General features: G+C 64.1%; 20 protein-coding genes. 1 reads left to right on the plus strand and 19 read right to left on the minus strand.

Translation table 11 applies throughout. The annotated features are described in order from the left end of the window. Window positions 1-48: 48 nt before the first annotated feature. Together BN2476_RS10425 and BN2476_RS10430 are read right to left on the minus strand one after the other, a co-directional pair. Complete coding sequence (locus BN2476_RS10425; protein ID WP_087734078.1) at window positions 49-3183, minus strand: sensor domain-containing protein; 3135 nt, start codon at window positions 3181-3183, stop codon at window positions 49-51. A gap of 180 nt (window positions 3184-3363) precedes the next feature. Beyond that, window positions 3364-3840, minus strand: a complete 477-nt coding sequence (locus tag BN2476_RS10430) for a nitrate reductase associated protein (protein WP_087734079.1) — start codon at window positions 3838-3840, stop codon at window positions 3364-3366. Window positions 3841-3979: 139 nt separating this feature from the next. Between BN2476_RS10430 and fdhD the strand changes: the two genes are divergently transcribed. Beyond that, window positions 3980-4801, plus strand: coding sequence for a formate dehydrogenase accessory sulfurtransferase FdhD (fdhD, locus tag BN2476_RS10435; protein ID WP_087734080.1), 822 nt, complete (start codon window positions 3980-3982; stop codon window positions 4799-4801). Window positions 4802-4831: 30 nt separating this feature from the next. On the opposite strand, the gene BN2476_RS10440 is transcribed toward fdhD, so the two are convergent. From BN2476_RS10440 to BN2476_RS10520, 17 genes are all read right to left on the minus strand, one after another. Continuing rightward, the gene (locus BN2476_RS10440) at window positions 4832-5596 is read right to left on the minus strand and encodes an enoyl-CoA hydratase (RefSeq protein WP_087734081.1); all 765 of its coding nucleotides are present in this window, start codon (window positions 5594-5596) and stop codon (window positions 4832-4834) included. Window positions 5597-5707: 111 nt separating this feature from the next. After that, the gene (locus BN2476_RS10445; RefSeq protein ID WP_087734082.1) at window positions 5708-6907 is read right to left on the minus strand and encodes an acetyl-CoA C-acyltransferase; all 1200 of its coding nucleotides are present in this window, start codon (window positions 6905-6907) and stop codon (window positions 5708-5710) included. Window positions 6908-7036: 129 nt separating this feature from the next. Continuing rightward, complete coding sequence (locus tag BN2476_RS10450; RefSeq protein WP_087734083.1) at window positions 7037-9472, minus strand: 3-hydroxyacyl-CoA dehydrogenase/enoyl-CoA hydratase family protein; 2436 nt, start codon at window positions 9470-9472, stop codon at window positions 7037-7039. 134 nt (window positions 9473-9606) lie between these two features. Next, entirely contained in the window at window positions 9607-11394 is a 1788-nt protein-coding gene (locus BN2476_RS10455) for an acyl-CoA dehydrogenase C-terminal domain-containing protein (RefSeq protein ID WP_087734084.1), read from the minus strand. 87 nt (window positions 11395-11481) lie between these two features. Beyond that, on the minus strand, window positions 11482-12087 hold the full coding sequence (locus tag BN2476_RS10460; protein WP_087734085.1) for a TetR/AcrR family transcriptional regulator: 606 nt from the start codon (window positions 12085-12087) through the stop codon (window positions 11482-11484). 269 nt (window positions 12088-12356) lie between these two features. Further along, the gene (locus BN2476_RS10465) at window positions 12357-13625 is read right to left on the minus strand and encodes a phospholipase D-like domain-containing protein (RefSeq protein ID WP_087734086.1); all 1269 of its coding nucleotides are present in this window, start codon (window positions 13623-13625) and stop codon (window positions 12357-12359) included. Then, entirely contained in the window at window positions 13622-14098 is a 477-nt protein-coding gene (nudB, locus tag BN2476_RS10470) for a dihydroneopterin triphosphate diphosphatase (RefSeq protein ID WP_087734087.1), read from the minus strand. Before nudB ends, BN2476_RS10465 begins: the two co-directional genes overlap by 4 nt. 160 nt (window positions 14099-14258) lie before the next feature. Then, the gene (gene aspS / locus BN2476_RS10475) at window positions 14259-16058 is read right to left on the minus strand and encodes an aspartate--tRNA ligase (protein ID WP_087734088.1); all 1800 of its coding nucleotides are present in this window, start codon (window positions 16056-16058) and stop codon (window positions 14259-14261) included. Window positions 16059-16130: 72 nt separating this feature from the next. Beyond that, the gene (locus BN2476_RS10480; protein ID WP_087734089.1) at window positions 16131-16793 is read right to left on the minus strand and encodes a DUF502 domain-containing protein; all 663 of its coding nucleotides are present in this window, start codon (window positions 16791-16793) and stop codon (window positions 16131-16133) included. 67 nt (window positions 16794-16860) lie between these two features. Beyond that, window positions 16861-17199 carry an FmdB family zinc ribbon protein gene (locus BN2476_RS10485; RefSeq protein ID WP_087734090.1) on the minus strand — a complete coding sequence of 113 codons (339 nt, stop codon included), beginning with the start codon at window positions 17197-17199 and terminating at the stop codon, window positions 16861-16863. Window positions 17200-17337: 138 nt separating this feature from the next. Beyond that, window positions 17338-17979: a class I SAM-dependent methyltransferase gene (locus BN2476_RS10490; RefSeq protein WP_087734091.1), complete on the minus strand. Its 642-nt coding sequence runs from the start codon at window positions 17977-17979 to the stop codon at window positions 17338-17340. A gap of 23 nt (window positions 17980-18002) precedes the next feature. Beyond that, entirely contained in the window at window positions 18003-19586 is a 1584-nt protein-coding gene (gene ubiB / locus BN2476_RS10495) for a ubiquinone biosynthesis regulatory protein kinase UbiB (RefSeq protein ID WP_087734092.1), read from the minus strand. A gap of 15 nt (window positions 19587-19601) precedes the next feature. Continuing rightward, on the minus strand, window positions 19602-20246 hold the full coding sequence (locus BN2476_RS10500) for a ubiquinone biosynthesis accessory factor UbiJ (RefSeq protein WP_087734093.1): 645 nt from the start codon (window positions 20244-20246) through the stop codon (window positions 19602-19604). A gap of 110 nt (window positions 20247-20356) precedes the next feature. Next, window positions 20357-21358 carry a Tim44 domain-containing protein gene (locus tag BN2476_RS10505; protein WP_087734094.1) on the minus strand — a complete coding sequence of 334 codons (1002 nt, stop codon included), beginning with the start codon at window positions 21356-21358 and terminating at the stop codon, window positions 20357-20359. Between the two features lie 37 nt (window positions 21359-21395). Further along, window positions 21396-22127, minus strand: a complete 732-nt coding sequence (ubiE, locus tag BN2476_RS10510) for a bifunctional demethylmenaquinone methyltransferase/2-methoxy-6-polyprenyl-1,4-benzoquinol methylase UbiE (RefSeq protein ID WP_087734311.1) — start codon at window positions 22125-22127, stop codon at window positions 21396-21398. Between the two features lie 77 nt (window positions 22128-22204). Beyond that, window positions 22205-22618 (minus strand): gamma-butyrobetaine hydroxylase family protein, encoded by a 414-nt coding sequence (locus BN2476_RS10515; RefSeq protein ID WP_087734095.1) that lies wholly within the window; start codon window positions 22616-22618, stop codon window positions 22205-22207. Window positions 22619-22625: 7 nt separating this feature from the next. Continuing rightward, window positions 22626-23054, minus strand: coding sequence for an HIT family protein (locus BN2476_RS10520; RefSeq protein WP_087734312.1), 429 nt, complete (start codon window positions 23052-23054; stop codon window positions 22626-22628). Between the last annotated feature and the right edge of the window lie 8 nt (window positions 23055-23062).

Raw genomic sequence — 23062 nt, forward strand, 5'->3', positions numbered from 1 at the left:
CGCCGCCAGGGGCGGTGCCCGGCGCGCTCACGCCTGGATGCCGTGCGATCAGGCGTCCGCGGGAGCCACGTCCTCGTTCTCGGCGGCATTGTCCGCGCTTCGCTGCAGCATGTCGGGTATCGCGTCGTGCGGCAGCGGCTTCGCGAAGAAGTAACCCTGCATCTCGTCGCACGCGCGCTCCTTGAGGAAGTCGAGCTGCGTCGACGTCTCGACGCCTTCCGCGATCACCTGCAGATTCAGCGAGTGCGCGAGCGCGATGATCGCCGACGTGATCGTTTCATCGTCCGACGATTCGCCGATATCCGACACGAACGATCTGTCGATCTTCAAGCGGTCCACCGGGAAGCGCTTCAGATAGCTCAGGCTCGAATAGCCGGTGCCGAAGTCGTCGATGGCAAGACCGATGCCGAGCGCGTGCAGTTCGGTGAGCATCGTCACCGCTTCTTCCGCGTTGCGCATGATGGTGCTTTCGGTCAGTTCGAGCTCCAGATACTGTGGATCGAGCCCCGTCTCCGCGAGCACCTGCGTCACGAGCTTCGCGATGTCGCGCTGCTGGAACTGCCGCGCCGACAGATTCACCGACACCCGCGCAGGCGGCAGGCCTTTGTCCTGCCAGGCCTTGTTCTGCCGGCACGCTTCGCGCAGCACCCATTCGGACAGCGGCCCGATCAGCCCGCTTTCCTCTGCGACGGGAATGAACTGCGACGGCGGAATCAGGCCGGCCTCGGGATCGCGCCAGCGCACGAGCGCTTCCATGCCGACCACCTGGCCCGTTTCGATATCGACCTGCGGCTGATAGTGCAGCAGGAATTCGTTGTCGCGCAGCGCGCGGCGCAAACGCCGCTCCATGTTGAGCCGCGCGCCCGCCGACACGTTCATCTCCGGCTGATAGAACTGGAACGTGTTGCGGCCCATGTCCTTCGCGCGATACATCGCGAGATCGGCTTTTTTCATCAGCGTTTCGACATCTTCGCCGTCTTGCGGGAAGAGGCTCGCGCCCATGCTGCAACCCACATACAGCTCCGTGCCGTCGAGCCACACGGGCTCCGAAATGGACGCGCGCACGCGCTCCATCCACGCGATCAGCGACTGCTCGTCGACGGTATCCGTCATCACGATCACGAATTCGTCGCCGCCGTGACGCGCCACCGTATCGCTTGCGCGCGCGCAACGCGCGAGACGGTCCGCGACCACCGACAACAGACGGTCGCCGACGCTGTGCCCCAGGCTGTCGTTGACGTTCTTGAAGCCGTCGAGATCGATGAACACGACGGCGACGCCCTTGCGATGCCGCTCCGCGACGATCAGCGCATGTTGCAGCCGGTCACGTAGCAGATTGCGGTTCGGCAGCCGCGTGAGGCTGTCGTAGTTCGCCTGGTATTCGAGCTGTTCCTGATAGCGGATCAGCGCCGTCACGTCGTTGATGACGGCGATGTGGTGCGTGGTCTGTCCGTCGGCATCGGGCACGGGCGCGATATACAGCTGATTCCAGAACAGCGCGCCGTCCTTGCGGTAATTGCGCAGCACCGCGCTCACTTCGCGGTTCGCAGCGAGCGCCTGACGGATCGCCGCGATGCCGTCCTGATCGCGGTCGTCGCGCTGCAACAGGCGGCAGTCCTGGCCGATCACTTCCTGCGGATCGTAGCCCGTGATGCGCTTGAACGCCGGGTTCACGTATTCGATCAGATTGCCTTCGTTCGAAGGCGCGGTGATCAGAATCGCGTTGACGCTCGCATCGAGCGCGCGGCTTTGCAGACGCAGCGCGAGATCGGCGCGCTTGCGCTCCGTGATGTCCGTGTACGAGCCGAGCACGCCGATGACGCGGCCCTCGCCGTCGGTGAACGGAAGCTTGCTCGTCATCGTCGTGCGATGCACGCCGTCGATCACGACGTCGACTTCGAAGTTCATCTTCGGCACGCCCGAGTTCATCACCTCGCGATCCTGGCGATGCAGCTCGTCGGTGAACGCGCGCCACGGCATGTCCTCGTCGAGCTTGCCGATCACCTGCTCCGGGTACGCGAGCCCCGCATCGCGCGCGAACGCCATGTTGCAGCCGAGATAACGCAAATCCTTGCCCTTCCAGAAGATGCGCTGCGGGATATTGTCGATCACCGTTTCGAGCATCTGGTTCGAACGCTGCGCTTCGGCTTCGGCGTTGATCTGTTCGGTCACGTCGTCGGCGAGCACGAAGAGCGCGGGGCGGCCCACGAACGTCATCGCGTGATACGAGATGTCGGCGCTGATCAGCGAGCCGTCCTTGCGGCGGTGATGCCAGATGCCCGCCATCGTGCGCGGGCCGCCCGGCGTCGCGCCGCTGCGCTGCAGATGCGAATCGAGCCGCGCGACCTCGGACCCCGGGCGGATGTCGCGGATCGTCATCGACAGGAATTCGCTCTCCATGTAGCCGTACTGCTGGACGGCCGCCGCGTTGACGGCGAGAAAGCGCAGCGTTTCGCGGTCGAAGATGTACATCGGCACGGGATGCTCTTCGAACAGCCCGCGAAAACGCTCGTCGTTCCGATGCAGCGCCTTCGCGATGCGCAGCTTTTCGCGCGCGACGTTTTCGCGCGCACCGAACGTGTAGATCAGGAGCCCGCTGCCCGCGAGCATCGTCAAGATGAGGACGAGCGTCGCGTACTGCGTGTCGCGCATCGATTCGTCGAGCGCGGCCTTCAGCGCGCGGTCCTCCTCGTCGCGCAGACGGCCGATGCGCTCGTCGATCAGGTCGGATTCCATGCCGAGGTGCGTGTACGCTTGCGCCGCCCAGGCGCGCGTGCTGTCCTCCTCAGGCGCCATCGTCCGATCGAGCGCGAGTGCGATGTCCTGCTGGAGACGGCTGCCGTCGGGCGTGAGCCGGCCGAACTCGGCGGCGATCGCCGGTTCGCTCGCCAACTGGTCGCGCAGCGTCTTTTCGAGCTTCGCCAGCGTCGCGGACATCGCCGATCCTGCATTCGCGGGGGCCGGCACGCCCGCCGCCTCGTACCGGCCGAGCACGGACAGGCCGTGGTCGAGCGTCCCGCGATACGCTTCGAGATTCTCGCGAATGGCCGTCGAGCGCACCGTTCGCTCATCGGCGTCGCGCTGTCCGCGAATCTGCGTGTACGCGACGAAGGCGTTCGCGCCGACAGCCGCGGCAACGACCGCCAGGTTGATCAGCAGCCGCTTCGATAGGAAAGAGATCATAGGTTCCGAACGTCGTTCGATCCTGCAGGCGATGCCCGCGAGGGAGCCGTTCACAGGCGGCGCACGCGGGCGCCCCGGACGAGACGCGTCGCCGGGCGCGGCGCTCTTACGCGCCATCTTTGGATAACGGCAGCGTTCGGATGAGATTGAGTGTGAAAACGAAAAAATCCTTCGCCGGGATCAGCCGGCGAGACCGAATTCCTTCATCGCGGGCAGGAAATCGTGGTTGCTCGCGCTCTTGCGGGCCAGTTTGGCGAGCACATAGCGCTTGAACGGATCGAGCCGCGCCCAGTCGTCGACGCCCGGCGGGCTCAGATGCGCGAGATTCGCCTGATGCAGCACCGTCTCGGGCACGGCCGCCGTGTCGCGCCATGCCGGGTTATCCTCGGGCGAGAACCACTCGGGCTCGACGTTCGCGTGCGTGCGCATCATTTCGAAGAGCGCGTGATCGAAGTTCGGCTCGATCGCCGTGTCTTCGTCGACGGGAAAACGCGCGAGCAGCGCGCGGTCTTCATGCGGCAGCATCTGCCATTGTTCGAGCGAAATCCGCAGCCCGAAACGGTCGAGGTTGAAGCGGACGACCATCGGGATAAATTTCAAATTCTCCGAAGATTCGATCTCGAAGTTGAACAGCAGGGGCGCATCATTGAGTCCCATGGCAGATTCCTCTTGTTCGGCGGCCAACGCGCTAAGCCGGTCTGAGGTATTTTAGAACCTTATTCGCGGCGCGGCGGCCCTGCCGTCGGGTGCCACCAACGCGCAGCAATCCTTTGCACGGGACGAGAGGAGCAGGCAGGTGAACGAACTGGAAACGGGCGAACAGCCGGGTGTCGTCGAGCAATCGGTGCGCCGGCACCGCGGCGACGCGATCGAAACGGTCGCCGATCATGTCGGCCAGGAGTGGCCCGTTGCGCTCGTCTTCAACGGCATCTCGCATGCGGTGATGATGTGCACGCCGCGCGATCTGGAGGAGTTCGCGGTCGGGTTTGCGATTTCCGAAGGGATCGTCGAGCGCGGCGCGCACATTCAGGACATCGAGGTCGAGTTGCGCGACGGCAAATTGCCACACGCGGAAGTGCAGCTGACCGTCGTGCAGCAGGCGTTCGTCGCGCTGAAGGAGAAGCGCCGCGCACTGTCCGGGAGAACGGGCTGCGGCGTGTGCGGCATCGAGAGCATCGATCTGCTCGACCTGACGCCCGAGCGCATACCCGACACCGGCTTTCTGCAACGGCTCGCGCCCGATGCGATCGCGCGGGCCGCGAAGGAGCTGCCAGCGCATCAGGCGCTCACGAAGATGACGGGCGGCCTGCATGCCGCCGCATGGTGCGACGCGACGGGCGCGATCCGCTACGCCTTCGAGGACGTCGGCCGCCACAACGCGCTCGACAAGCTGATCGGCCGGCTCGTGCTGGACCGCGTCGACACGACGGACGGCTTCGTGTTCCTGTCGAGCCGCGCGAGCTACGAGCTGGTGCGCAAGGCGGCGCGCGTCGACATTCCGATGGTCGCGACCATCTCGGCGCCTTCGTCGCTCGCCATCACGATTGCGCGCGAAGCGGGCGTGCGGCTCGTGAGCTTCTGCCGCGAGTCGAGTTACGTCGATTACGACACCGTCTGACGACGACGGCTCACGCAGACGCGCTCGCGTTCAGTCGAACTGCCGGAAGTCCGGCTTGCGCTTCTCGAAGAACGCGTTGAACGCTTCCTTCGCCTCGGGCGCGAGCAGCATCTTCGCGAAGTGCACGGCCTCTTCGGTCATCTGCGTACGCAGTTCGTGCTGCGCGGCGCGCTTCATCAACTGCTTGGTCACGCGCAGCGACGATGCAGGCAGCGCGGCCAGCTTCTGCGCCTGCTTCATCGCGAACGCATCCACTTCGGCGGCGGGCAGCAGCCGGTTCACGAAGCCCATGCGCTGTGCTTCCTTCGCGTCGAACGCTTCGCCGAGCATCAGCTTTTCGGCGGCCGCCTGGTAGCCGGCGACGCGCTGCAACAGCAGCGACGACGCCGCTTCCGGGCACAGGCCCAGTTGCGCGAACGGCAGCGAGAACGTCGCGGTGTCGGCGGCGTAGACGAAATCGCAATGCAACAGCAGCGTCGTGCCCACGCCGACAGCCGCGCCCGCCACCGATGCTACGAGCGGCTTTCCCGCCGCCGAGATCGCGCGCAGGAACTGGAACACGGGCGCGTCTTCGCCGACGGGCGGCTGTTTCAAGAAGTCTTCGAGATCGTTGCCCGCGCTGAAAATGCCGATGCTGCCGCGAATCACGATCGCACGCACCGAGGCGTCGCCTTGCGCCTGAACCAGCGCGTCGGCCATCGTCTGATACATCGCGGCCGTGATCGCGTTCTTCTTGTCGGGACGGTTGAAGGCTATCGTCAGCACGTCGGCTGTGCGTTCGACCAGAATGTCCATCTTGTGACTCCTCGACGTTCGTCGGTGTGTTCCGCGTTGCGCGTGCCAGGCGGACCGCCCGCATCAACGCGGCAAAAAGCGGCCCGCAAGCAACAGGAAACCAGGGGATAACTACAGCCGCTCGATGATCCCCGCCGCTCCCATGCCCGTCCCGACGCACATCGTCACCATCCCGTACTTCAGATTGCGCCGCCGCAGCCCATGCACGACTGTTGCAGCACGAATCGCACCCGTCGCGCCGAGCGGATGGCCGAGCGCGATCGCGCCGCCGAGCGGATTGATCTTCGACGGATCGAGGCCCAGGTCGTTGATCACGGCGAGCGACTGCGCGGCGAACGCCTCGTTCAGCTCGATCCAGTCGATATCGTCCTGCCTGAGACCCGCGGCCTTGAGCGCGGCGGGAATCGCTTCCTTCGGACCGATGCCCATGATCTCCGGCGGCACGCCGCGCACCGCGAAGCTGACGAAGCGCGCGAGCGGCGTCAGGTTGAACTGCTTCAGGATCTTTTCCGACACAACGATCAGCGCACCCGCGCCGTCCGACGTCTGCGAACTGTTGCCCGCCGTCACCGAGCCCTTGTTCGCGAACACGGTGCGCAGTTTCGCGAGACCTTCCATCGACGTATCGGCGCGCGGGCCTTCGTCGAGCTTCACTTCGCGCGTCTTGACATTGACTTCGCCTGTCGCCAGATCGGGGAAGCGCTCGGTGAGCGTGTACGGCGCAATCTCGTCGTTGAATTCGCCCGACTGCTGCGCGGCGATTGCCTTGCGGTGCGATTCGACGGAGAACTGGTCCTGCTGCTCGCGGCTCACCTTCCAGCGCTCCGCGACCTTCTCCGCCGTGAGGCCCATCCCGTAGGCGATGCCGACGTCTTCATTGCGATCGAAGATATGCGGCGACAGCGACGGCTTGTTGCCCATCATCGGCACCATGCTCATCGATTCGCAGCCGCCCGCGATCATCACGTCCGATTCGCCGACGCGAATGCGATCCGCCGCCATTGCGAGCGCCGTCACGCCCGATGCGCAGAAACGGTTCACCGTCACGCCGCCGACCGTGCTCGGCAGACCGGCCAGCAATGCGCCCATCCGCGCAACGTTCAATCCCTGCTCCGCTTCGGGAATCGCGCAGCCGACGATAGCGTCTTCGATCAGCGACGTATCGAGGCCCGGCACTTGCGCGACAGCCGATCGGATCGCGCGCACCAGCAGTTCGTCGGGGCGCGTGTTCTTGAACATTCCGCGCGGCGCCTTGCCGATCGGTGTGCGGCTCGCTGCGACGATATAGGCGTCCTGCAATTGCTTTGTCATTTGAAACTCCTGTGTCGACGGGAGTTGGTGCTTCGGCTGTCGGCTGGAGTTGGTGCTTTAGCACTTACTCCAGCCCCATGCAGAGCACCTACTCCGGTCCCATGCATATCGATTCGGTCTGCCCGCAACTCAGTTGCGCACCGGCTTGCCCGTTTGCAGCATGCCCATGATCCGTTCCTGCGTCTTCTGCGTGCCGAGCAACTCGACGAACGCGCGACGCTCGAGCGTCAGCAGCCATTCTTCGTCGACGAGGCTGCCGGCTTCGACGTCGCCGCCGCACACCGCTTCCGCGATGCGGCTCGCGATCAGGTAATCGTGGTCGCTGATGAAGCGGCCGTCGCGCATGTTGACAAGCGATGCCTTGATCGTCGAAATCGCCGAGCGTCCGGCGACGGGCACCTGCGTCACGCGCAATGGCGGACGATAGCCCGCGGCGGCCAGCGCGCGCGCTTCCTGCTTCGCGGTGTCGAGCAGTTCGAAGACGTTGAAGACGATCGTGTCCGACGGCTTCAGATAACCCATCGCGCGGGCGTCGAGCGCGGAGCCCGAGACCTTTGCCATCGCGGCGTTTTCGAACGGCTTTTGCAAGAACTTCAGCAGATCGTTTGTCGCTCCGGTCTGCGTCGCGGCTTCGGCGGCGCGCAACGCCGCTTCCTTCAGGCCGCCGCCCGCCGGCACGAGACCGACGCCCACTTCGACGAGGCCGATATAGCTCTCGATGTGCGCGACGCGCTTCGCGCTGTGCAGCACAAGCTCGCAGCCGCCGCCGAGCGCGATGCCCGACACGGCCGCGACCACGGGCACGTTCGAATACTTCACGCGCAGCATGCCCTGCTGGAACTTCTTCACGAACGGCTCGATGCCCTTCGCGCCGCCCATCATGAACGCGGGCATCGCTTCTTCGAGATTCGCACCCGCCGAGAACGGACCGCCCGGCGCGCCGAGCTTCAGCGACGTCGGCTGCCAGATCACGACGGCCTTGTAGTCCTGCTCGGCGACATCGATGGCCCGCACGAGGCCGTCGATCACCGACGGCCCAATCGTGTTCATCTTGCTCTTGAACGACACGATCAGAACGTCATGCTCACCCGCGCGATCGTCGACCCACGCGCGCACGGCATCCGTTTCGAACACGGTCTTGCCGTACGTCTTCGGATCGGCGCCGGTTTCGCCCGCGAGCGGCGCGCGGAATACCTGCCGGTCGTACACGGACAGCGACGAGCGCGGCACGAAGCGCTGTTCAGCCGGCGACCACGAGCCTTCGTTCGTGTGCACGCCGCCCTTTTCGGCGACGGGGCCTTCGAGCACCCACGCGGGCAGCGGCGCATTCGACAGCGCCTTGCCCGCCGCGATGTCTTCCTGCACCCACTCGGCGACCTGCTTCCAGCCCGCCGTCTGCCAGCCCTCGAACGGGCCTTCGTTCCAGCCGAAGCCCCAGCGGATCGCGAGATCGACGTCGCGCGCGTTGTCGGCGATCGACTCCAGATGCACGCCGATGTAATGGAACACGTCGCGGAAGATCGCCCACAGGAACTGCGCCTGCGGATGCTGCGTTTCGCGCAGGAGCTTCAGACGCTCGGCGGGCGGGCGCTTGAGAATCCGGCCGACCAGTTCGTCGGCCTTCGCGCCGCCGTCGACATAGCTGCCCGTCTTCGCGTCGAGCACCTTGATCGTCTTGCCTTCCTTTCGGTAGAAGCCCGCGCCCGTCTTCTGGCCGAGCGCGCCCTGCTTCACCAGTCCGGCGAGCACGGCGGGCGTTTCGTAGACCGGGAAGAACGGATCGTCCGCGAGGTTGTCCTGCATCGTCTTGATGACGTGCGCCATCGTGTCGAGACCCACGACATCCGCCGTGCGGAACGTCGCCGACTTCGCGCGGCCGAGGCGGCTGCCCGTCAGATCGTCGACTTCATCGAAGCGCAGGCCGAACTTCGCGGCCTCCGCGATCACCGCCAGGATCGAGAAAATGCCGACGCGGTTCGCGATGAAGTTCGGCGTGTCCTTCGCGCGCACAACGCCCTTGCCCACGACGCTCGTCAGGAACGTTTCGAGTTGATCGAGGATTTCCGGGCGCGTCGCCGTGGTCGGGATCAGCTCGACCAGGTGCATGTAGCGCGGCGGATTGAAGAAGTGCACGCCGCAATAGCGCGACTTCAGTTCATCGGAGAAGCCCTTCGACAATTCCGTGATCGACAGGCCCGAAGTGTTCGTCGCGAAGATCGCGTTCGGGCCGATGTGCGGCGCGACTTTCTTGTAGAGATCGTGCTTCCAGTCCATGCGCTCGGCGATCGCTTCGATCACCACATCGCATTCGGCGAGCTTTTCGATGTCGTCGTCGTAGTTGGCGGGCTGGATGTATTGCGCGTCGTCCTTCACGCCGAACGGCGCCGGAGACAGCTTCTTCAGGTTCTCGATCGCCTTCAATGCGATGCCGTTCTTCGGGCCTTCCTTTGCAGGCAGGTCGAACAGCAGCACGGGCACCCTGGCGTTGATCAGATGCGCAGCGATCTGCGCGCCCATCACGCCGGCGCCAAGCACGGCGACCTTGCGAATGATCAGATTGCTCACGTCGTTCCTCCGGGGAGTTATGCGGTGTCGCGAGTTGCCGCGTGAAGGCGCTCGTAGCCTTCATGACGCGGCGTGTGTGAGATAGAGGGGCGGCGGCGCATGGCGTGACGAGAGATGCGCCGCCTGCGATCGCTTTAGAACAGCGCTTCGTCGATCTCCATCAGCGTCTTCGAGCCGGCGCGCGCAGCGCGGATCGCCGAGGCCGTTTCCGGCAGCAGCTTCGCGAAGTAGAAGCGCGCGGTCGCAAGCTTCGACTTGTAGAACGGATCGCCGGATGCTTCGTTGTCGAGCGCGATGCGCGCCATGCGGGCCCAGAAGTACGAGAACACCAGATGGCCGACGGTGCGCAGATACGGCACGGCCGCCGCGCCCACTTCGTCCGGGTTCTGCATCGCCTTCATGCCGATTTCCATCGTCAGCTTCTGGACCTTGTCGCCGATATCCGCGAGCGGATTGACGAACTCTTGCATCTCCGGCTTGATCCCTTCCGCTTCGACGAAATCCGTCACCAGCTTGCCGAATTTCTTGAGCTTCGCGCCCATGTCGCCGAGCACCTTGCGGCCCAGCAGGTCGAGCGACTGAACCGTGTTCGTGCCTTCGTAGATCATGTTGATCCGCGCGTCGCGCACGTACTGCTCCATGCCCCATTCGGCGATATAGCCGTGGCCGCCGAACACCTGCATCGCGAGGTTCGTGCCTTCGAACGCGTTGTCCGACAGGAACGCCTTCAGGATCGGCGTGAGCAGCGCGACGAGATCGGCGGCTTCCTTGCGCACTGCTTCGTCTTCATGCGACAGCTCCTTGTCGATATGCAGCGCCGACCAGTACGTGAACGCGCGCGCGCCTTCCGCGTACGCCTTCTGCGTGAGCAGCATGCGGCGCACGTCCGGGTGGACGATGATCGGGTCGGCGGCCTTGTCGGGCGCCTTCGGACCCGACAGCGAGCGCATCTGCAGTCGCTCCTTCGCATACGCGAGCGAGTTCTGATACGCGACTTCCGTCAGGCCGAGGCTCTGCATGCCGACGCCCAGACGCGCCGCGTTCATCATCACGAACATCGCATTGAGGCCCTTGTTCGGCTCGCCGACCATCCAGCCCTTCGCGTTGTCGAGATTGATCACGCACGTCGCGTTGCCGTGAATGCCCATCTTGTGCTCGATCGAGCCGCACTTCACGCCGTTGCGCGCGCCGGGGTTGCCGCTCGCGTCGGGCACGAGCTTCGGCACGATGAAGAGGGAAATGCCCTTCGTGCCGTTCGGCGCATCGGGCAGACGCGCGAGCACGAGGTGAACGATGTTGTCGGCCAGATCGTGTTCACCGCTTGAGATGAAGATCTTCGTGCCGCTGATCGCGTACGAACCGTCGCCATTCGGCTCGGCCTTCGTGCGCAGGATGCCGAGATCGGTGCCGCAATGCGGCTCGGTCAGGCACATCGTGCCCGTCCACAGACCGGACACGAGCTTCGGCAGATACGCCTGCTGCAGTTCCGGCGTGCCGTGCGCGTGCAGGCACTCGTAGGCGCCGTGCGAGAGGCCGGGGTACATCGTCCACGCCTGGTTCGCCGAGTTCAGCATCTCGTAGAGCGCGTTGTTGACGAACGCGGGCAGGCCCTGGCCGCCGTACTCGGGATCGCAGCCGAGCGCGGGCCAGCCCGCCTCGACGTACTGCCGATACGCCTCCTTGAAGCCCTTCGGCGTGGTGACGACGCCATCGCCTTCGTACTTGCAGCCTTCCTGATCGCCGCTCTGGTTCAGCGGGAACAGCACCTCCGAGCAGAATTTTCCGGCTTCCTCGAGCACCTGATTGATCGTGTCGGCATCGAGATCCGCGTGCCTGGGCATCTGCTTGATCTCGGCTTCGACGTTCAGCAGCTCGTGCAATACGAATTGCATGTCGCGCAGCGGCGCGGCGTACTGTCCCATGAGTCTCTCCAGTCAATCCAAAGGTGTTGGCTCTAGCGTGGCAGCCAGCCTCCCGCCGTTTGGATCCGATGGACCCAGCCTGCCCCGCTAGCGGCTCGTGCTCTCGCTCTGACGCGAAACAATCAGTTTTTCCAGCGCGGCCCACGTGAGGCGCACGGCATCGGGCAGATGCAGAAAGCGTGCGTCGTGATGCAGACCGAGCGTGAAGCTATACAGTTCGAAGAGCATCAGTTGCGAGTCCGTATCTGCGCGCAAATGCCCTTCTTCGATTGCCTGCGAAATGGCTCGCGTGAGCGCGGCGCGCCACATCTGCACGCTCGCCACCAGCTGCTCGCGCACCGCGCTGTCCGCGCGATCGTCATACTCGACCGCGCCGCTGATGTAGATGCAACCAGTCGTGACTTCCTGGACGCGCTTCTCGATCCAGCGCGAGAGCATCGCGCGCAAGCGGGGCAAGCCACGGGGCTCGCGCAGACTCGGGAAGAACACCTCGTCTTCAAAACGACGGTGATATTCGCGCACGACTTCGACCTGCAAGTCCTCGCGCGACCCGAAATGCGCGAACACTCCGCTCTTGCTCATCTGCATACGCTCGGCCAGCAGGCCAATCGTCAGACCTTCCAGTCCGTCGCGGCTTGCCAGATCGAGTGCTGCATCGAGAATCGCGGCTCGCGTTTGTTCGCCTTTTCGCATAGCTGTGTACCGTCTGATTTGATCGAAAGGAAAATCGAACGGTCGTACCATTATTGGGCGTGACCGTCCGCGAAACAAGGAATTTATTAGAAACGGGTTTCTAACGACGCTTCGATTTTCCGTCATTCGTCTATAGGACGATGCGGAATTTTTAGAATCATTCGCCGGAACTGATCCGAGTTGTCTCCAAATTGTTGTTTTCTGAGCGCCGCGGATCGTATTTTGTCCGCGCTTTTTTGTCCTTTCCAGCCTGCCTTCCGATCGTTCGTCTAGTCGTACCCGCCGACCGTCAGCAGCTTCATCGCCAGCCGATAGGTGTTGTACGCGAACCAGCTGAGCAGCCGCTCGCCGGCGGGACGTGACTCGTAGTGCTTTTCGTCGATGCGGCGCGACTCTTCGAACGCCGCGAGGATCGCGTCGCGCAGCTGATCGATCTCGGGATGCAGCACGAGCACGACGTTGGCTTCGTTGTTCAGCACGAGGCTCAGCGCGTCGAGATTCGACGAGCCGACCGTGCCCCAATTCGAATCGACCACGGCCACCTTGCCGTGGAGCATGGTCTTTTCGTACTCGGCGATCTTCACGCCCGCCTTCAGCAGCGAGCGGTACAGGAACGGCACTGCATAGTCGAGCGCTGCAAACTCCTTTCTGCCGATCACGAGACGCACGTCGACGCCGCGCTGCGCCGCGAAGATCAACGCACGCCGCAGCTTTCGGCCGGGCATGAAGTACGGATTGGCGAGCAGCACTTCGGAGCGCGCCTGGCCGATCGCCGTCAGATACGCCTTCTCGATCGCGCGCCGGTTGACGAAGTTGTCGCGCGCGACGAACGCGACGCACGGCTCGGCTATCGCACGCATATCAGCAGTGCGGGCGCTCCTCGTGCTAAGGCGCGCGCGCACGAAGCGCGCGGTCGCGGCGCGCGGCGTCGGGCCGCCGACAGGCGGCGTCGTCAGCGCGGGCCGGTGGCCGATGCGGATGCGCTCCCATTGCACGTCGAACGCTTCGCGCACGTCGGCCACCACGGGCCCTTGCAGCTCGACCGCGAAATCCCAGCGCGGATAAGGCAGGCGCATGCCGTTCTGATCGTAGTCGTCGACGATGTTGATGCCGCCGCACCACGCGAACGCGTCGTCGACCACGGCGAGCTTGCGGTGCGTGCGCGAAAAGCCGAAGCGGCCGAAAAGATGCGGGTTGTAGACGCGATGCTCGACGCCCGCCATCGTCCAGTCGTTGAACATCGCGAGGCGCTCGGTGCCGATGCCGTCGGTGATCACGCGCACGCGGACGCCGCGCGACGCGGCCCGTCTCAGCGCATCGGAGACGGGGCGGCCCGCCGCATCGTCGCAGAAGATATAGGTTTCCAGCGCGACGTCGCCTTGCGCGGCGTCGATGCGCTCGACCAGCGACGCAATGAACGGCTCGCCCGCGGTGAAGAGGCGAACCTCGTTGCCGGTACAAAAGCGATACCTGGACCAGTAGCGCCGACCGGGCAAATGCTGGGTCAGTCGCGCGAAGCGGCGGCCGCCGCCGCTCATCGGCAACGCTCCTTCACGCGTTGCGGCAATTGCAGGATCGCGTCGCGATTGGACCACGAGAAGCAGCGCTCGGCGGCCTCCTGCCAGGGCAGCCACAGATGCGCAGTATGTTCGAGCGGTGCGAGCGTCACTTCGAGACGCTCGGGCACTTGCACGCTGAACCAGTGCTCGGTGTTGTGCGTGACGCCTTCTGCATAACGATGGCGCCACGTCGAAAAAATCTCGAACTCGATGTGATGATGCCAGTCGACAAGCGCCTCATGCGGCACGAGATCGCCGCCGATCACGATGCCCGTCTCTTCCGCCACTTCGCGGATGGCCGTTTCCGCGATCGGCTCGTCGATGCGCTCTTTCGAGCCCGTCACCGATTGCCAGAACCCCTCGCGATCGGCTCGTTCGATAAGCAGCACGTCGAGCTGGGGCGTGTGAATGACGACGAGTACGGATTCCGGAATCTTCGGCGGTTTCGGCATGGTGATAAAGCGGCGCGTGAGTCGCGCGATCGCATGTCGGAAGGCGTAGCTTTCAGTGACTGTAACGCAAAAAACGAAAAAGGCGCATCGCGCGCCTTCTTCGTTCGTTGTTTCGCGTACCCGCCGTTGTTTTAACGGCGCGTCGCGCTAAACGTCACATTTACATCTTCTGCTCGGGCTGACGCAGACGGATGTGCAGCTCGCGCAGCTGGCGCTCGTCGACTTCGCTCGGCGCCTGCGTGAGCAGATCCTGCGCGCGCTGCGTCTTCGGGAACGCGATCACGTCGCGGATCGAATCGGCGCCCGCCATCATCGTGACGATGCGGTCCAGACCGAATGCGATGCCGCCATGCGGGGGCGCGCCGTATTGCAGCGCGTCCAGCAGGAAGCCGAACTTCGCGCGCGCTTCTTCCGCGCCGATCTTCAGCGCGCGGAACACCTTGCTCTGCACGTCCTCCTGGAAGATACGCACCGAACCGCCGCCGATTTCCCAGCCGTTCAGCACCATGTCATACGCCTTTGCGAGGCAGCGGCCCGGGTCCGTTTCCAGATATTCGAGGTGCTCGTCCTTCGGGCTCGTGAACGGGTGGTGAGCGGCGACGTAGCGGCTTTCCTCTTCGTCGTACTCGAACATCGGGAAATCGACGACCCACAGCGGCTTCCAGCCCGCTTCGACGAGGCCGTTCGCCTTGCCGAACTCCGAGTGGCCGATCTTCAGGCGCAGCGCGCCGAGGCTGTCGTTCACGACCTTCGCGCGATCCGCAGCGAAGAAGATGATGTCGCCGTCCTGCGCGCCCGTGCGCTCGATGATGGCCGCGATAGCCGCGTCGTGCAGGTTCTTCACGATCGGGCTTTGAAGGCCATCACGGCCCTTCGCCACTTCGTTGACCTTGATCCACGCGAGACCCTTCGCACCGTAGATGCGCACGAATTCCGTGTAGCTGTCGATATCGCCACGCGACAGCTCGCCGCCCTTCGGCACGCGCAGCGCCGCGACACGGCCGTCCTTCGTGTTGGCCGGCGTGCTGAACACCTTGAAGTCGACGTCCTTCATGGCGTCCGTCAGTTCCGTGAATTCGAGCTTCACGCGCAGGTCCGGCTTGTCCGAGCCGAAGCGGCGCATCGCTTCCGAGTACGGCATCACGGCAAACTTCGCGTCCAGTTCGACGCCGATCGTTTCCTTGAAGACAACACGCGTCATGTCTTCGAACAGATCGCGGATTTCCTGCTCGTTCAGGAACGACGTTTCGCAGTCGATCTGCGTGAATTCCGGCTGACGGTCTGCGCGCAGGTCTTCGTCGCGGAAGCACTTGGTGATCTGGTAGTAACGGTCGAAGTTCGCGACCATCAAGAGCTGCTTGAAGAGCTGCGGCGACTGCGGCAGCGCGAAGAACTGGCCCGCGTTCACACGCGACGGCACCAGGTAGTCGCGCGCGCCTTCAGGCGTGCTCTTGGTCAGCATCGGCGTTTCGATGTCGATGAAGCCGCGCGAATCGAGGTACTTGCGCACTTCCATCGCCACGCGATAGCGAAGACGCAGGTTGTGCTGCATCTGCGGACGGCGCAGGTCGAGCACGCGGTGCGTGAGGCGCGTGGTTTCCGACAGGTTGTCGTCGTCGAGCTGGAACGGCGGCGTGACGGACGCGTTCAGCACGTTCAGCTCGTGGCACAGCACTTCGATCTTGCCGCTCTTCAGGCCGGCGTTCGTCGTGCCTTCCGGACGGTTGCGCACCACGCCCTTCACCTGGACGCAGAATTCGTTGCGCACGCCTTCGGCCGTCTTGAACATCTCAGCGCGATCCGGGTCGCAGACGACCTGAACGAGGCCTTCGCGGTCGCGCAGGTCGATGAAGATAACGCCGCCATGGTCGCGGCGCCGGCTCACCCAGCCGCACAGCGACACGGTTTGACCCAGGAGGTGTTCGGTCACCAGACCGCAGTATTCAGATCTCATCGACATGATGTTTGTCTTTCGTTTTGCATGGGTTGAACGGCGCGAGCCAAACGGATGTTCGAGTGGCGCGCGCCGGCATTACATGGGTGGCTCGACGGTCGTGCGGCGCTCCGCCAACGGCTGATGCGTGGGCGAGGACGGGGCGACGACGCCCATCGAGACGATGTACTTGAGTGCGGCGTCGACAGTCATGTCGAGCTCGATCACTTCGCTTTTCGGCACCATCAGGAAGAAGCCGGACGTCGGGTTCGGCGTAGTCGGCACGTAGACGCTGACGTGATCTTCCTTCAGGTGGTTAACCACGTCGCCGCCGGGGATGCCCGTCAGAAACCCGATGGTGTAGGACCCTTTGCGCGGGTACTCGATGAGCAGCGCCTTGCGGAATGCATTTCCGCTCGACGACAGCAGCGTATCGGACACCTGCTTGACGCTGGTGTAGATCGGACCGACGACAGGAATGCGCGCGACGATCACTTCCCACCAGCCAACCAGCTTCTGCCCAACGAAGTTCTGCGTCAATAGACCGACGACGAAAATGAACGCGAGGGTCAGCACGGCGCCGAGTCCGGGCAAACGGAAGCCGAGCATCCGCTCCGGCTGCCACGAACGGGGCAGCAACAGCAGCGTCTGATCCATCGTGCCGATGATCAGCCCGAGCACCCACAACGTGATGGCGAGAGGCACCAGCACCAGAAGGCCCGTCAGAAACACCGATTTGAGCGTCGTCTTTTTCGTCGTCATGTGTATCGCCAGAAATCCGCACGAACCCCTTGCGCGGCGTCTACTTCACCGTCGAGCAGCGAACCGGCTACGCGCCCGAGCTGCTTGCCGCGGCGGGCGCCGCTGCGGGTGCCGCAGCCGGCGCGCTCGTGGAAGCCGCGCTGTCGGACGAAGCCGCCTCCGGCTTGCTCTCGGCCTTGCCAGCCGCTGCGCCCGAGCCGTTGCCGGAAGCCCCGCCCGAATTGCCGCCGCGGAAGTCCGTGACGTACCAGCCCGAGCCCTTCAGCTGGAAACCGGCGGCAGTGACCTGCTTGCGAAACGCATCGGCTCCGCACTCCGGGCATTGCGTCAACGGGGCGTCGCTCATTTTTTGAAGCAGGTCCTTCCCGAAGCCGCATGACTCGCAACGATAAGCGTAGATCGGCATGATCTTGTCCCTACAGAAATCTTTTGAACGCTTGCAAAGCCTTGAATTATAGCCGCAAACGATGGCCCGCCCCGGAATTCCAGGGGAAACGGCCGGCGTTGCCGTAAGCTATGTAGATGAGGGCGATAGCGCCGCGAATCAAGCCCTTGTTGCGCCACGCCGACGCCACGTCAGCCAGCGCTCCCGGCCGGCGAAGACCGCGATCGAATCGTTAACGGGCTCGTCCTCCACCAGTTCGAAATGGGGCTTGAGCAGCGCGTCGAGGTCGGCGCGCTCGATGCCGAACGGCGGCCCCTTCGGCGTCGCGCCGATGAAGAAGAAGCCGGCGAGTAATCCGCCAGCAGGCAATAAAGCGGCCATGCGCGCCACATAGTCGTCGCCCCGCGAAGGAGGCAGCGCGCACATGAACGCCCGCTCGTAGACCCAGCCGGGTTCGAAAGGCGGCTGATACGTGAAGAAGTCGGCGACTTCCACGACATCGGCGCGCACGCCCAGTTGGGCGCGCGCGGCTTCGACCGCGTTGGGCGCAAAGTCGATTGCGCGAACCGGCCAGCCTCGTTCGGCAAGCCACCACGCCTCGTAGGCGCTCCCGCAGCCGGGAATCAGCACGGGCATCGGCGCGTGCCGCTCGACGAATGCCTTGAACGATGCCGGCACACCCGCCTGATCCCATGGCGTGTAGCCGCGCCCGAAGCGCTCGTCCCAGAAGCCGGGCGCATTCGGATCGCGGTTTTCGAAATCCGGCGCACCGGAAGGAACAGTTGGCCTGGAGTTGCTCATCGGCGCACCTCGAAATGGGGAGTTCAGTAGCCGCCGTACGCGATGGACAGCCACGCGCGAGCCAGCATTGCGCCGACACCGACGGCCACGCCGAACATCAAAAGCCCTTGCAGCAGGCGGTTCGTGCGCTTCTGCTCGAGCAGGATCTGGCGGATGGTTTCGTCGTTGATGCCGCGCTGCAGCGCGTCGTGACGCAGCGCCAGCGCGTGATGTATCAGCCGCGGCAATTGCGGGAGCGTCTTGCTCCATTGCGGCGCCTCGATCTTGAGCCGCTCGTACCAGCCGCGCATGCCGACCTGCTCGTTCATCCAGCGCTCGAGATACGGCTTCGCCGTCTTCCACAGGTCGAGCTCGGGGTCGAGCGAACGGCCCAGCCCTTCGACGTTGAGCATCGTCTTTTGCAGCAGCACCAGTTGCGGCTGGATTTCGACGTTGAAGCGGCGCGACGTGGAAAAGAGCCGCATCAGCACCTGGCCGAGCGAGATGTCCTTCAGCGCGCGGTCGAAATACGGCTCGCAGACCGCGCGAATCGCGCTTTCCAGTTCTTCGACGCGCGTTGTGGGCGGCACCCAGCCGGATTCGAGGTGCAGCGTCGCGACGCGGTGATAGTCGCGCTTGAAGAACGCGAGAAAGTTCTGCGCGAGATAGTTCTTATCGAAGTCCGACAGCGCGCCGATGATGCCGAAATCCAGCGCGATATAGCGCCCAAAATGCGAGGGATCGAGACTCACCTGAATGTTGCCGGGATGCATGTCCGCGTGAAAGAAGCCATCGCGGAAAACCTGCGTGAAGAAGATCTCGACGCCCTCGCGCGCCAGCTTCGGAATATCGACGCCCGCCGCGCGCAGCGTATCCACCTGGCTGATCGGCACGCCAACCATGCGCTCCATCACGAGCACGTTGGCCGTGCAGAATTCCCAGTACATCTCCGGCACGAGCAGCAGATCGAGACCCGCGAAATTGCGCCGCAACTGGCTGCCGTTCGCCGCCTCGCGCATCAGGTCTAGCTCGTCGTGCAGATACTTGTCGAATTCCGCGACCACTTCGCGCGGCTTCAGGCGCTTGCCGTCCGCCCACAGGCGCTCGGCCCACACGGCGAGATCGCGCAGCAACGCGAGGTCCGAATCGATCACCGGCAACATGTTCGGCCGCAGCACTTTCACGGCGACCTGCTTGCCCGCGTGCTCGCCCGTCTTCAGGGTCGCGAAGTGAACCTGTGCGATCGATGCGCTCGCCACGGGCACGCGCTCGAAGTCGTCGAAGATCGAATCGACGCGCGCGCCCAGCGACTTTTCGATGATCGCGATCGCGACTTCCGAATCGAACGGCGGCACCTGGTCCTGCAGCTTCGCGAGTTCGTTCGCGATGTCTGGACGCAGCAGGTCGCGGCGCGTCGACAGCACCTGGCCGAACTTCACGAAAATCGGCCCAAGGCTCTCCAGCGCGAGACGCAGCCGCAGCCCGGGCGGCTGATCGAACTTGCGGCCGATCGTGGTGATACGCAGCAGCAACCGCACGCGGCGGTCGTTGATGCGGCTCAGCATCATCTCGTCGAGGCCGAACCGGATGACGGTAAAGAAGATCTTGAGGAAACGCAGGAAACGCATGACTGAGCCCGATGACTAGCGCGCGCCGCGCGACGTGGCGGCGCCGCCCGTCGCTTGCGCGCCGCGGGCTTGGACCTTCTGTTCGAGACGCTCGATGCGTTTCTCGACACGCGCGAGCGCATCGCGAGCGCGTGCCAGCTCGGCGTTGAAATCGTCGAGCGCGGCGCGGCGCACCAGTTGCGGGTTCTCGTCGAGCAGATATTCGGCCACCGATTCAAGCAAGTTGCGGCCCGTGCGCATCGCATGATCGCCGACCGTGCGCGCCACCGACGCGATCCGCCACGCGGGCCCGTCGCCGATCAGCTTCGCCAGGTCTTCTTCGGGCTCCCAGCGCAGATGCTCGGCGAGCTTGGCGATCACGGTCGCGAACTCCGCATCGCCTTCGATCTTCACATGCTTCATCACGGCCGCCTGGCCGCCTTGCAGAAACGCGGGCGCGGCATCGGCGGGCACGGAGACGGTGACGTCGAACGCGTGCGCTTCGCTTTCGTCGACGGCGCTCAGATAGCCGTCAGGCTGGACCAGCAGGATCAGCGTGACGGGAGGACACGAGAGCCGCGCGGTCTTGCCGGGATACGGGGTGAGGCGTTCGCGCGCCCACGTTTCGCGAGCGAGCAGATGGTTGACGGCAGCAGCGAAGGGCTTGGCGGCGAAGGTCATCGGAAGTGGAAAGAGAAAACCCGCGCCGGCGACTGCCGACGCGGGTTCCTATTGTAACGTCCGTTCGCTTCGCGCCTTGCTCTGCCGAACGGCTAATCCTTGACGGAATATCAGTGATGATTCACTTGCTGGATGCCCGCGAGCAGCCAGCCTTCGCCCGTACGCGTCGACTTCGACAGATTCCAGATTTCCTCGAACGGCTCGGCCGTGCCGCCCATCGTTTCGCGGATCAGGCCATGAAAGCGCACGCTCGCGAAGTACTCGCTGCCGCGATCTTCGACGCCGAGCAGATCGGCGTCGAGTTTCACGACGTCGGTCTGGTTCTTCTCCGCGCCGCGCGAAGCCAGGTCGACCTTTACTTCGGCGAACATTTCCGGCGTCGTGAACTCGCGGATGTCGTCCATGTTGGCGGCGTCCCAGGCTGCCTGCAGGCGCACGAAGTAGACCTTTGCGTTACGCAAGAACGCTTCGGAGTCGAAGCCGGCCGGCACGACGGGCGCTGCGGCGACTTCGGGTGTCGTCAACGGGTTGCCTTGCGGGGCGAGGTACGAGCCCGACGGCGGCGCCGTATAGCGCGGCTCCTGCGAGTAGCCCGTGCCGCCCGCGTTCAGCGTCGGCGAACTGCCGGCATAAGCGGGTGCCGACGCATCGCGCTTGCGGCCAAACAGCTTGCGGATCAACCAGATTGCGACGAACGCGATCAGCGCGATGACGATCAGATTCGCCATCATGCCGGCGAACGCTTCGCCAAGACCGAAGTGCGACAGCAGCGCCGCGATGCCCAGACCCGCGGCGAGACCGGCGATCGGCCCCAGCCAGCGCGAGCGGTTAGGCTGCGGCGCGGGCGTGGGCGGCGGCGTGGCCGGACGCTGTGACTGCATGCCCTGCGCCGGCGCGCCCGGCGACTGCGAAGGCGACGGCGCCGTCTGCTGATGCGGCTGGGTGATGTTCGACTGGCGCCCGAAACTGCGGCCGCCGCCCATGCGTTTCGCTTCGGCGTCGAGCGAAGTCAGCGTGCCGACGGTGATCAGGCCGACCATTGCGATCAGTCCGATTCTCCTCGCCCACGCCCCCTTAGCCTTACAACGAGATAACAAATTCGAATCCGACATTTTCGCAATTTCCTTGAAAAACGAGAAGTTAGGGACGCTAGTATTTGGTCCCGATATGTAAAGCTACCACGCCAGCTGACAAATTGTAATATTTGACGGCGTCGAGGCCAGCTTGTTCCATCATCGTCTTCAAAGTTTCCTGGTCCGGATGCATGCGGATCGATTCAGCCAGGTAGCGGTAGCTGTCGGCGTCTCTCGCGAAGCGCTCGCCGAGCCACGGCAGCACCTTGAACGAATAGACGTCGTACGCCTTTTTCAGCGGGTCCCACACTTTCGAGAACTCCAGCACGAGCAGCCGCCCGGCCGGTTTCAGCACGCGGCGCATTTCCGCGAGCGCCACGTCCTTATGCGTCATGTTACGCAAGCCGAATGCCACGGTGACGACATCGAAGTAGTTGTCCGGAAACGGAATCTTTTCGGCGTCGCACAGCAGCGCCGGCGTGATGATGCCCTTGTCGATCAGCCGATCGCGGCCGACGCGCAGCATCGATTCGTTGATGTCGGTGTGCCACACTTCGCCCGTCTCGCCCGCCTGCTTCGCGAACGCCTTCGACAGGTCGCCCGTGCCGCCCGCGATATCGAGCACCTTGTAGCCGGTCCGCACGTTGGCCTGCGCGATCGTGAATGCCTTCCACGCGCGGTGCAGCCCGCCCGACATCAGGTCGTTCATCAGGTCATAGTTGGAAGCGACCGAGTGGAACACCCCCGCCACTTTCTTCGCTTTTTCCTGTTCATCGACTGTCTGATAGCCGAAGTGGGTATTGGTCATCGCGCTTCGTCCTTTCGCGTATTCATTCTGAAAATTGTTTCGCCGCATCCCCGCGGATGGCCGCCCCGCGGATCGTATCAGTGTCTGTGGCCATGCGCCGGGCTGGATACAGGCATCGGCGCGTCCCGGTCGACGCCCGCTGTCTTAAGTTTGTCGAAATACTCGGCCCAGAGTTCGTCCTGACGGGTCGCGAGATCCCACAGCAGATCCCACGAATAGATGCCCGTGTTGTGACCGTCGGAGAACGTGGGCTGCAGCGCGTAATTGCCGACGCCTTCGAGCGCCGTAATTGTCACTTCGCGCTTGCCCGTCTGCAGCGTCTCCTGGCCGGGGCCGTGGCCGCGCACTTCCGCCGATGGCGAATAGACGCGCATCAGCTCGAACGGCACGCGGTAGCTCTTGCCGTTCGCATATTGCAATTCGAGCACCCGTGATACGGCATGAACGACGACGCCGGCGGGCACCGGCGTATCGGATTTCAATCCACTCATGATGACCTCAGGCGAGAGCTTGTTCGATTTCGCCGCGTACCGCTTCGCGCAGCAGCGTCGCCTGCGCGCGGCGCTGGGACAGCATCGTTTCGGATACCGTCCGCTGACGCGGCGCCCAGATGGGCAGCGGGAAATGCGCGTCGTTGGAGAAGCGCGGGATCACGTGCCAATGCACATGCGGCACCTGGTTGCCGAGGCTCGCCAGGTTCACCTTGACGGGTTGCAGAATGCGCCGGATCGCGCGCTCGACCGCGTAGACCACGCGCATCACGTGGTCGCGCTCCCCATGGCCGAGGTCGGAGAACTCGGCCACGTGCCTGTTCCAGATCACCCGGCAAAAGCCGGGATAGTCGTGTTCGTCGGCGAGGACGACACGTAATGTGTCGTCCTGCCACAGTACGTCGCCGCCATCTTCACGGCAGAAAATACAGTCCATCGTCGACC

The organism is Paraburkholderia piptadeniae, from assembly GCF_900007165.1.
Classification (GTDB): Bacteria; Pseudomonadota; Gammaproteobacteria; order Burkholderiales; family Burkholderiaceae; genus Paraburkholderia; species Paraburkholderia piptadeniae.